The sequence below is a fragment of the Yoonia sp. R2-816 genome, from assembly GCF_046762905.1.
Taxonomy (GTDB): Bacteria; Pseudomonadota; Alphaproteobacteria; order Rhodobacterales; family Rhodobacteraceae; genus Yoonia.
In genome coordinates, this window is the sequence record NZ_JBKQXN010000025.1 from 1 (window position 1) to 11616 (window position 11616).

Below are 11616 nucleotides of genomic sequence, written 5' to 3' on the forward strand. Positions count from 1 at the left end.
GATTTTGCTTGTCATCAACACCCTGATGACAGGGTGATATGATGAAGGCCGACGATTTTCTGAATTGGATGGAAAAAGCGAAATGCAGCAGCGCAATCGACGTTGTGCGTGTTTTAGGTGTTGGCCGAAACCAAGCCCAGCAATGGGTTGCCAGTGCAAAGGCCGGTGATGATGTCGAAGTCAAACTGACCGTTGCGCTGGCAATGAGTGCGCGCGCGCATCAGCTCAACCGCTGGCCTGATTGATGCCAACCTGAACAGGAGGCACGCCATGACACAAGGAAAAACGGACATGGTAAATAAAGACATCCAAATGTTTTGCATGAGCGATATCCTCGAACTCGAAGAAACCGCAATTGGTACAGATTGCGAATGCCCCAAATGCCTGCAAAGAGCAAAGCACGTCAGCTGGGAGAAAGCTGAGGGTGGAGCCGTTAATCGCTATTGGCGGATGTTCTGCGTCCATTGCGGTCACGTGGATACGAACGACATCCGCTGAACCAACGGTCAGGGCTACAAGCCCTGACCATTTCGTGATGCGGCTGCGTGGCGCGCGTTGACCGGTCACCCGTCATTCTCGCCATCAAGATTCGCCTGCGCGATCCTTTGGCTCCGAAGCGGCTGACCTGCGGCAGGCAACCGGTCTTTGTGTCCAGCGCCCGCGCCTCAAGGATACTCGGTATTTTCGGCGAGGATAGGGCGATCCAGTGGGATCGGCCCGCTGTCCTGATAAAGAGGCCGCAAGCGGCCACGATCTTTATTTGGCCCCCCCAAAGGGGGGCCGGTGCGCTCCCTCACCTCGGGCATCAAAGCAAGCACGCGACAGGGGGCACTAATGTCATGAGGTCTCTTGTGGTGGTTGAGGTGATGCCGTCGATACCCCATCTTCCCGACCGGCTTCCAAACGCTGCCGATCCATTTTCATCAGCGTGAGAAGAGGATGTTCCTCATGAGCGGGTTCTTCATCCGATGTCCTGATCGACTGGTTGCGCAGTTGCGCAATGTGACGCGCCAGCTCGGCCCTTGCGTCCTGAGATTCATCTAACGCTGCCTTGATCTCGGAGATCTTTTCCAAGGCGGCGTCCCGATCTTCCTGAACCCGAGAAAGCTGTGCCGCCACCTCACGATGCTTGTCCTGATAGCGCTCCAGATCATTTGAAAGTCGAACGTGCTCTTGCTTGTATGCCGCGATGGAATCCTTCTGATCTGCGACTGTGGTGCGCAGTCTTGTGATCGCCTCGGTCGCATCGCCATGTTCGCGCTGTAGCTTCTTATGCGCGACATCGAGGTTGCGATTTTGAAGCCGAAGCTGGTCATAATCTTGTCGTAGCAGCGCCGCCGGACTTGGTTCCTTTGCGGACCGCACCCAACGTGTCGGCATGGGCATGGCTTGAGACCGCCCGATGAGAATGTACAGGGCGGTCAACACCAGAGCCGTGTTCGCTAAAACACTCAGGATCAGGAAAGCAGAGATAAAGCGGCGCGCGCCGTTGCTGGAAACGAGCTGTGCAGTTTCCCAGGCAGGTGTTGTGAGGGACCATGAAAGATTTGGATCGATCAACGCCACAAGAGTGTTCAAACTGGGCGGGTGGATCAGGCAGAAGACGGCCAACACGGTGCCGACAATTGCACTGTCGATAATGCGCTCCGGCTGAACCGCGGCGTTTTCATCGGCAAAAAGGCTGCTGATTGCATTGTAGATGCTTGCTGCGAGCATCCAGTACACGATGCCAAGAACGCAAAGATTCATATAGTGAAGCACAGGATTGAAGGCGGCCGCCCAAAGGCCACCCTGAAGACCTAACGTGATAAGGATTGCATAGAATGCTGCTGCAACGGCCGCCCGAAAGATGTCTGGAACAGTTTGCAAGGCACGACCCCTTTTCAGATTAGCCAGCGGCGGAGGCGTGCGCGAAATCTACAGCGGCTTTGCCTATGGCTTTCACCACCGCGTGAGCATTGTCCTTGGCATTCTGGAGGACCTGGCTGTTGGTGGTGGTGTCCAGGTCATGTAGAAGCCGCCCTTCCGTAAACATGGCAACATATGGCGACTTGGTCAGAACGGGTGGATCTATCCATGTTGCTCCGGTGTCGGCCAACGCCTTCTTGACGGCACGTTGGGCCTTGCTTTCGATCACGGCGTCGACCTGACTCGGAACGATCACAGATGGAATTGGGCGGCCTCTTGCCTGAGAGGCGACGGCGACGAAATCCTGAATCTTGAGTGCCTCAGCCACATCCAGCTCGCTCCATTTCATCGGTATGACCACAACAGAAGACTGCTGCACGGCAAGCCCCGTGAGCATATTCCGGGTTCCCTCTGTGTCGATCAAAACAAAACTTCTGCTGTCCTTGAGGCCCTGAAGCGCGTCGGTCAGCTCGCGTCCCGACTTATCTGTGGCGTCCAGAACGGTCACGGCATCAGGCAGCCTGTTTTTTGCCGCCCATCTCATGAGTGGCGTGTTTTTGTCGGTATCGATGAGGACGACAGTGCCGCCGTTCTTGACGATCTCACCGGCAATGATTGCGGTGAGAGTTGTTTTACCGCAGCCACCTTTGGTGCTGGCTAAGGTCCAGACTGTCGCCATTTAAAGCTCTCCCTTTTTGTCCGCCGCTTCGAGAAGCTTGAAGGCCTCAGTCAGGGTCCGGTTCATGGTCCAATCGTGGCGTAATGCGATGTCATAGAATCCCGCGGCAGTCTCCTTGAGGATGGAGTGATTGAACGGCACATTGGAAACGCCACGCTTTCGACGCGCCCCAAAGCCGACTGGCGGCTCGGTGGTCGCACGAGGGTCGGCCGTCCCTTTTCCGACAAGATCATCCGCGGCCTGCAGGGATTGCAAGAACTCGTTGTCTTCTGACGTTGACATGGTGTCGCCTCGTAGAGCCAAGTGAATAGATGTGTGGGCCATGTTACTTGCATGTTCCTTGGAAACAGAACGTCTCTAACATGTCACTCGCTTGTACCCAGATTGTTACCAGTGACGAAAAGCTACATGCAAGTAACTGTTTAGTTGCATGGTCCTTGCATGTAGCTTTGTAATTGCAAGGTACTTGCATGTCACTTGGTTACTACATGGTCCTTGCATGTAACATGCCTTCTACATGTGACGGCCAAGGAAGAAAGCATGTGCCTTTGTGCATACTTGTTACATGCAAGTACCTTGCTGTGTGCTTGTTACAAGCATGTACCAAGGCGCATATCGACCTGCCGGGCTGGTTTGCGCGGGTTGCCGCACGCAAACGCGCGTCTGGCCCGCCCTGTGAGCCACGAAGGGCCCCCTACCCGGCCATGCGACTATCGTGCCGTATGGCCCTCCTATCGCCTGTGGTGCGCTATTTGAGGCCGCACATCCCTATCGCCGAAACCTGCGACATCAGCGCATCTCCCCTTTCTCTGCAGTTCTCTGCCGTAGCCCGAGTATTCGGGCGGGCCTCAGAGGGCAGGTTTTGCTGGGTCTTGCGCTTTTGTGGTTTACGCTGCGCCTCGCCGGAGGCGGATTCCGCTGCTTTGGTATCAAAGCACTCTGCCCTATCGTCCTGGAGGGTTGGTTGATCATCACCAGTCGAGCGTAGATCGGCTGGTGACAGGCGCAGAGGGTGAAATCAGCCATCGCAAACCAAATTCTCAGAATTTGTGAAGGGCACGCTTATGTATAAAATCTTGCGATGTTTATACGAGCTTGATATTGGCTGAATATGTTCCGGCTGAATGTCCGCATAATGTCCCGAAAGGCCGGGAGCGATGTCGTCGCCTCCAGCGGCTATCGACATGGCGCAAGAATGACAAACGATCTGAACGGGACGACGCGATCCTATGAAGGAAAGCGTAATGAAGTGGTCTTTGAAGAAATTGTTTTACCTGAAGATGCACCGCAGTGGGCAGTCGATCGCTATCTGGATGAAGACGTTGTCGGTGCGGCCGAACGACTTTGGAACGATATTGAAGCGAAAGAGAATTCACATCGCAAGCGCGATATCTCCCAACTGGCCAAAAGCTTCACGATCTCACTGCCTCACGAACTGTCTCGTGAGCAGCAAGTGGCATTAATCCAGGGGTATGTGCGCGACAATCTGGTTTCAGACGGCCAGGTCGCGGACGTGGTTATCCACGATAAGGGCGATGGTAATCCTCATGCGCATGTCATGACCACCTTGCGAACGCTCGGCCCCGATGGGCATGACAAGCGGGTCGGGAACTACATTGCTGCGCGCATGGAGCTTATCAACCAGCGTTGTGCATGGGCGGTTGCGGCGAATACAGCGCTGGAACTGGCCGGATTTGACCGTCGGATTGATCACCGCAGTAACCTCGATCGTGGTATCGCTCTTGAGCCGTGCAACTACAGCAAGGACATCGCTGAGAACATTGAGGCTGATGGTGGTGTGTATCGGGCCAAGACGCGGGCACTGGAGGCACGTGCCGCCAATGAGGCCTTGCTGATGAAGGATCCCGGTCAGGTCCTGCTCGTGCTTGGGCAAGAGAAGGCAATGTTCGTTGAAGCGGATATTGCGTTTGAACTGCGCCGCAAGTTACCGGCTGATGTCAGTATTGAGCAGATTGAGGACATTGTGCGCGCGGCGATGGCCAGTCCCGAGCTGGTGCGCACTGGCGAAGTTGATTATCGGGGGGAGCCCATCTTCACAACACGGGCGGTGCTGGAAATGGGCCGTCAGCTGACCCGCGATACTTTGCAAATGCGCGACTCTGCGCTTGCGTTTGACGCAGCTGGTGGGGGCGATATTTCCCTCGATCCGCGGCTTTCGGATGAACAGCGGGTGGCTGTTGATACGATGATTTCTGCGCAACGGATCTCTGTTGTGTCGGGTTATGCCGGTGCGGGTAAAACCTTTGCAGTGATTGAAGCGTCACGGGTCTGGGAGGCGCGCGGGTTCACGGTCATTGGTGCGGCGGTCTCGGGGAGGGCTGTGCAAGCACTTACGGGCCTTCATGGGCAGTTGGGAACGATTGCCCAGATCGAAGCGCAATGGGACCGTGGGGCGGTGCCTCCTGCAGGCAAGTTTGTCGTGTTCATGGACGAGGCCAGCATGGTTGGAACGGCGACCTGGTCCCGGTTTGAAGCACGTATCAACGCCATGGGCGGCAAGTTGAACGTATTGGGTGCGCCAGAGCAGCTTGGGCCGGTGAATGACTCTTCCGCCCTGCAGCATGTCTCGTCTCTTGTTGGGGCCACATACATGACGCAAGTGAGGCGCCAAAAGGATCTGGATGATCGCGCGGCCATTCAGGAGATTTCGCGGAGCATGGACGGTGTTGAGCCAGCGTTGATGCACTTTGAGCGAAAAGGTGCAATCACTCTTGAGGCCGGTTTGGAGAGCGCCATCGAAGCGCTGCCCCAGCGTTTCTTTGAGGGTGTCACTCCGGACAGCTTCTGGAGTGAGGGGTTTGAGCGCATTGCATTGTTTCACACCAACGCCAGTGTTGATGCAGCAAATGCAGCGCTGCGCGCCCACGCGGTTGAGGCAGGGTTTGTGAAGCAAGATGGCGGGTTGGTTCTCCCCTCCGAACTGGAGATCAATGCCGGTGACCGCGTGCGCTTCACCAGGCCCTTTGCCGATGCCTCTGTCTCGCGCAACGCCTTTGCCTCCGTCGTGGCGGTCTCCGGTCACAATCTGACACTTGCAGTTGACGGGCGCGCGGCAGCATTCACACTGGATGCGCAAGCGTTCCCTCATTTTGATTATGGGTATGCGGCGACAGTCCACAAATCACAGGGTATGAGCGTGAAGGGTAAGGTCTTCGCCGTCGTGACACGGATGTTCGACTGGCATCTGCTGGACGTGGCCATCAGCCGGCACGTCGAGGATCTCGACATTACAATCCCGGTAAGTGATTTTGGGGCTGATCTGTCTGTCGAACAGCGTGATGCTGTTCTTGCGCGCGTTGTGAAATCCGCATCTCGTTCCAGCCTGCAGAAAGTCATGATGGCGGATGTGGCCCCTGCCCTGCGCCGTGCGCACCCCACGCTTGAAGACATCACGACAATCACACGCGCCGACAGGACCGCAGGCATCACTGCGCCGGCTGAAGATATGGCGGCCGAGCGTGTTGCCCTTTCGGGGGATGTTCACTTGTTTCAGCAGTCGCAACGTCTCTCAGGATTGTTGCGCAGCGCGTTCAAGGCAGACAGCCCCATGTTTGGCGATGATCCACGGGGCTACAGCGTTGATCCACTCAAGGTCGTTGATGATCTCCTGGCGGAACGCGGCATGCTGCGTGCCAGTGATGTGGCAGGACGCCTGGCCGAGGTGGTGTTTGAGCCTGCCACATTCACGCGACTTTATTACGAGGCCATGGGTCATCCAGGTCTGGTCATCCTGTCTGAAACCGGCACGGGCCGTGAGGGCCGTGTCTATTCTTCTGTGGATCGTATCGATCAGGCGGTGTCCCTGATGGACCAGAGCATGCGCATGGCTGTTTCTGGGGCTCCATTTTCTGTGGGTCTGCAAGGCGCCCAGTTCTCGGTGCGTGACAATCCTGACCAGCTGCTTGCGCCTGGCGCAGGTGTTCGGGTTTTGCCTCATGGGGATATCAAGGTTTTCCAACAACAGTTATTGTCCGCCCGGATCTCTCACGTCGCGGATGAATGTGATCTGACGTCTGACGGGCGCAGTGCGCTGGAGTCTGTGTTCTGGCCCGCGCGGATAGGCATCATCGAGGAAATCAGCACTGCGAATACTGCAGGTGTGATTGCGGCAGCGCGGGATGTTATTCCCACTGGTCAGGTTGTGGCCCTTCACACATCCAAAAAGACCGCGCAAAAGTTTGCAGTGGCCGCCGGCATTCGTGGGCTTGATCTTTATGCGCTGAGCAGTGGCCTCGACAACAAAACCATCACGTTCGGTCCGCAGGACATTCTCGTGGTGCCGGAAGCCTCAGGATTGCACATTGACCAGCTGGAATTGTTGATCAGTCAGGTCGAGCGTACCGGGGCCAAAATCCTGTTGCACAACGACCCCTCCCTGGCGGCAGGGGGTGATGCAGTGCGCCACCTTGCCGCGCGGCTTCCATCCGTCAAACTAGGCGGCCTTATTGCAATCGCACCAAATCGACGTGGGCTCTTGTCTCAGGGTGCGCGCTTCGCGGCGGCGGTTGATGATCTGTACAGTCTTGGCCACATCAATGGCGCTGCCAATGAAACGGAGCATGTTCACGCGTTTGTTGAAGACTATATGGCTGACCCTGCCGAAGGTAAGCTGGGCGTGGCGGGCTCGCGTCGTATGCGTGACATGCTGAACCGGGAGATCGCCGCCATGTATAGTGCGCAGGTGGGCGTTGAGGTTGGTGATGAACATTCTCTCAGTCGTGGCCGCTATGCGACACCATTATCACTGAGCGTTGGCACGCGTCTGGTCGCAACCCGGGACATGCCCGATCATGCAATCCTGTCCGGTCAGATTGCGGAAGTGTCACGGGTCTCACCAAGTGGCGCAGTTGTCGTCCGCATCGATGGGCGCGAGGTGGAGATCGCCAGTGGCGCCGATGCATCAGCGCTTGAATATGGCTATGTCGTCACCGCGCGCCAGGCGCTGAGTGACGGGATGCAGACGCCTTCGGCCCACATCTTTGCCAACAAGAGCTTGTCGCGCAACGCTTTGATCAGTGCGCTGCAGTTGGGTGATGACATCACGCTGTCACTGCCCGTTGATGTGAGTAATCCCGTATCCGTGGAGGCATTCTTCACGAGGGTAAACACACGCGCGCCTCAAGGCAGTGTTCTTGACCACGGCTTTGATCCCACGCGCGCCCTTCTGGCGGCGAGCGACAGTTACACAAGTCCGTCGCTCGATGTGCGCCCGGACATCGCCCCCCATGATCAGGAGCTTCTTGATCAAACGCGTGCGGCCTATCGTGCCTCCCCTGCCCTCATTGTCGCGGAGGTGGTGCGTCAGTCCGCGCGGTTTAACGTCAACGATCTGGCAAGCGATCTGGGACCTTATTACCCAGAGAAGGATAAATCTGAACTGCTTGCGCAAAGCCATGATCTCATCGCCCGTCTTCAAGGCGACGGCACAATCGTGAAAGCGGGGCGTTTCGATTATGACGGAACCCAGTGTTACACCACACGGGTGCAGGCCGAAGTCGAACAAGGTGGTCTGCAACGTGGCCTCGCGCTTGCAGCAAAGTCCTTGCATGATGTTTCCGGATCCGAAGGCGACACCCAACTGGTTCAACATGTCACTGGTCCCGAACGTCTCAGTCTTGCAGTCCTGCCCGCCGATTACGAGCAAGCCACCCGGTACCGCAATGAAATAGGTGCGGTATGGCGCGCGCGCGGGTATCAGATCATCTCGACGGGTCTGAGCCAGAGCTGGGCCGCGCGCGCTGCCACCGCACTGGGCCCTGATACGCAAGCCTTCTCACTTGCTGCCCTCGAAGCAAGTTGGGCCAGAGGGGCCGTGCCTGCTGACGGCAAGTTTGTGGTCGTTCTGGATCAGGCTGAAATGGCAAACAGCACCCAGTGGGCGCGCATCCAGGCGCGCATTGACGATCTGGGCGGCAAGCTCATCGCGTTGAGCACACCACAGGCCCTGCCCCGCAACCGATCCGTGAGCTTGTTCCAGGCGCTGTCCAGCGAAGTGGGTGTTCACCAGGACCTGCCAATCCCGGTACAATCCAAAGAAGCTGAACGCCGCGCAACAGTGGCCCTTTCTGGCAACACGCAGGACGCTGCCCACGCCATCGCAATCCATTATGGGTTGGGTAACATCCACTTTGCGGGACAGACGGATAGTGCCGTCAGTGCCATCGCACGGCGCTTCTGGGCGGACGCAGATGAAACAGGTCACCGTCGCGTGGCTCTTGCACATTCCGCCAAGGCAACAGACGCGCTCAATGAGGCGATACGCACCGAGGGACGCCGCCTGGAACATCTCGGCGCGGCCGTGCGTCTTAATGGTGAGGACGCAAACATTGGCCAGCGCGTCTACGTGTCGGCAAACAGAAGCGGGCTGGAAGAAGGTCAGCACGTGACGTTGCTTGGCCTGGATGAAGACGGCAGCGTTGAGGTGCAGTCAGAAGATGGGTCAGATGTTATTCGCCTGGACCAGAGTGACACCAACATCCTGAACCCGTCCTTTGCCGCTACGCTCTGGCAAGCATCCCAGCGTCGGCCAGCTGACAAAACCTTCCTGCTGGCCTCCCGCAGTATGGATCAATCGCTCTATCGTGTCGGGATGTCGTGCCACAGGCATGGCTTTGAGATGCATGTTCCGGAACCGGCCATCAAGGACGTCGAAACCCTCAAGCGCGCCGCAGGTCGGCGCAACAGTCTGGACATCCTGACACAGCCAGTGCCGCCCTCGCCCATGGAAGAGATCACTGTGCCGGGGATCAGCCATCGTGCAGATCGCGTTGCACCACTTCTGAAAGCTGGAGTGTTTGCGCAAGACGCTCATCTGCAAAGCATCGCACAGCGGCGGGCTGACCTTCTGTCCATCAGTTATAAGGTTGGAGATCCTGTACTCGGGGAGGATCCGAAAGGCTATGCCCTTCACCCGCGCCGCGCCGTTGATGATCTGATCGGGGAGGCGTCTGTCATCCGCGCAGAGGATGTGGCCGCAAAACTCGCATATACAGTACGTGATCCCCAGACCTTCGTTCACATGTTTGCGGAAGCGATGGCGCATCCCGATCTTGTTGTGTTGTCCGAGACAGGCATACGGGGTGAAGGGCGCGTTTACTCGACGCTCGATCATATCAAACGTGAGACCGAGCTGAGCGATCGCATCAGCGCCATGGCACTCGTACCCACCGGCTTCAACCCAGCGGATCGCGTGCTGCGCGCCGCGACACAAACCGCACACGGGCCAATGTCACCAGATCAGGAGCGCGGCTTGCGCCACGCGACATCAGGGCTGCGGGTCTCAATACTCACGGGCTATGCCGGGTCCGGGAAAACCACAGTCCTCAACGGAGTCCGTTCCGTTTATGAAGCGGCGGGCTGGTCTGTTACAGGGACGACATTGTCGGGTGACGCGGCCCGCAACCTGCAAAATGCATCCGGTATTGCCTCGCGCAGTGTCGCCTCTCTTCTCATGGCCGCGCAAAATGATCGCGTCGCATTGGGGCCCCGTAGTTTGCTGGTGGTCGATGAAGCCGCGATGCTCAATGCCACGCATTATGATGCAGTGATTGGCTTGTGCGAACGCAGTGGCGCAAGCCTGCTACTTGTTGGCGATGGCAATCAGATCCAGGCCCATGGACCCGGCGCGATGTTCCGCAGTTTTGCGGGCCGGATTGGAACCGTCACTTTGTCCAAAGTCTGGCGTCAAAGGGACCCGTTGGATGCGCGTGCGAGTGAAGGTCTTGCGGTTGGCGGCGCACAAGCGGAACGCGCGATCGATCATTACAACGCACAGGGCTATGTGGTCGGAACAGGCAGCGATGTTGATCCCGAACAGCACTTGGCGGCGGTTGTGACCGGCTACATGGCCGATCAGTCACAGGATAAAACCATGCTGACGTTCCGCAATGTTGATGTCGCAACGCTCAACGCCCTTGCACGGACAGCAGAACAGCAAAGCCGAGACGTGTCACATGAGGAAGCCCTGGCCGTTGATCGCGATGGCGTCAGCTTGGCATTGCAGGCGGGTGATCCCATTCGCATCACAAAGCCGGATTGGGAGCGCGGGTTGATGAAAGGAGATCGCGGTGAGGTGACACTGGTAAACCCACAAGCGCAAAACTACACCTTGCAGATAGGCGCCGGTGACGAAGCCCGTCATATCACCCTGCCCCTGACAGGTGGCCCCGCGCTGACCTACAATTATGCGCAAACCATTGACAGCGCCCAGGGCATGTCCATTCAATCGGTTCACGTCGCTGCGACCGCCAATCTCACCCAGAACCGCACCTATGTGGCCGCAACGCGCTTTACCGAACGCCAGCGCCTTTATGCGCCAACCTCACAGGATGAAGCCACAAACTTCCTCAAGCGCATCGCAACCCGGGAAGGCCACAAGGTGACCACGCTAGAGCGTGAATACGGGTTTGATCCGCATCGTGCGGGAGAAGCGGTGCAGCACGCGAGAGCCGATCAGACAGATTTGGCGGCGTATCTTGAGAGCCATGGTGTAACCTCCGTCGCGCCCGCGGCGTCCAAGTATTCCCTTGCGCAGTTGTTCAAATCAAACCCTGCACAGGAAGGTCTTGCCGCCGCCGCCGCAACACGGGCGCTGTCTCATGTTCTTGACGCGCGCGTGATAGACGGCGAGGCCGTGATGGATGGTGCCCTGCAGAGTGATGTCTCCCGCCTCCTGAACCGTGTCAGTTCTCCGGATCAGTGGAAAGAGATGACCGCACGCTTGCCGCGCGCCGCGCGCACCACGCCAGACGATCTGGCCCGCCGCTGGTCTGACGCCAAGCCCGGAGAGGCCATTCTCCCGGAGGCCCGCGCCCTTGCCAGAGCGATCACTGTTGCTGATACAGAAAATCGTCAGGACGTGGGTCGTGCCCTCAAAGCAGGTCTGGAAGTTCTGTCAAACCGGGTCACCGAAGCCCGCGAAGTTGGTGGGTACGAGGACATGCTGAAAGACGCCTTCGCGCCTCTCGCGCAAGGCCGCGATCTCATGCCAGAAGGTGCCGCTATCGGTG

General features: G+C 57.7%; 6 protein-coding genes. 3 read left to right on the forward strand and 3 right to left on the reverse strand.

Translation table 11 applies throughout. The annotated features are described in order from the left end of the window. Positions 1-41: 41 nt before the first annotated feature. Both ACFWW2_RS00345 and ACFWW2_RS00350 read left to right on the forward strand, forming a co-directional pair. Complete coding sequence (locus ACFWW2_RS00345; protein WP_393925375.1) at positions 42-245, forward strand: hypothetical protein; 204 nt, start codon at positions 42-44, stop codon at positions 243-245. A gap of 25 nt (positions 246-270) precedes the next feature. After that, a complete protein-coding gene (locus ACFWW2_RS00350) occupies positions 271-498 on the forward strand; it encodes a hypothetical protein (RefSeq protein WP_393925376.1) in 228 nt (75 codons plus the stop codon). A 339-nt stretch (positions 499-837) separates the two neighbouring features. Here ACFWW2_RS00350 and ACFWW2_RS00355 read toward each other — a convergent pair whose 3' ends face one another. From ACFWW2_RS00355 to ACFWW2_RS00365, 3 genes are read right to left on the reverse strand one after another with little or no spacing between them, the layout of a single operon-like run. Continuing rightward, positions 838-1869, reverse strand: a complete 1032-nt coding sequence (locus tag ACFWW2_RS00355; RefSeq protein WP_393925377.1) for a hypothetical protein — start codon at positions 1867-1869, stop codon at positions 838-840. A gap of 19 nt (positions 1870-1888) precedes the next feature. After that, positions 1889-2587 (reverse strand): ParA family protein, encoded by a 699-nt coding sequence (locus ACFWW2_RS00360; RefSeq protein ID WP_393925378.1) that lies wholly within the window; start codon positions 2585-2587, stop codon positions 1889-1891. Beyond that, a complete protein-coding gene (locus tag ACFWW2_RS00365) occupies positions 2588-2869 on the reverse strand; it encodes a hypothetical protein (RefSeq protein ID WP_393925379.1) in 282 nt (93 codons plus the stop codon). Positions 2870-3782: 913 nt separating this feature from the next. On the opposite strand from ACFWW2_RS00365, the gene ACFWW2_RS00370 reads away from it, so the two are divergent. Next, a partial coding sequence (locus ACFWW2_RS00370) for an AAA family ATPase (RefSeq protein ID WP_393925380.1) occupies positions 3783-11616 on the forward strand: 7834 nt, incomplete at its 3' end.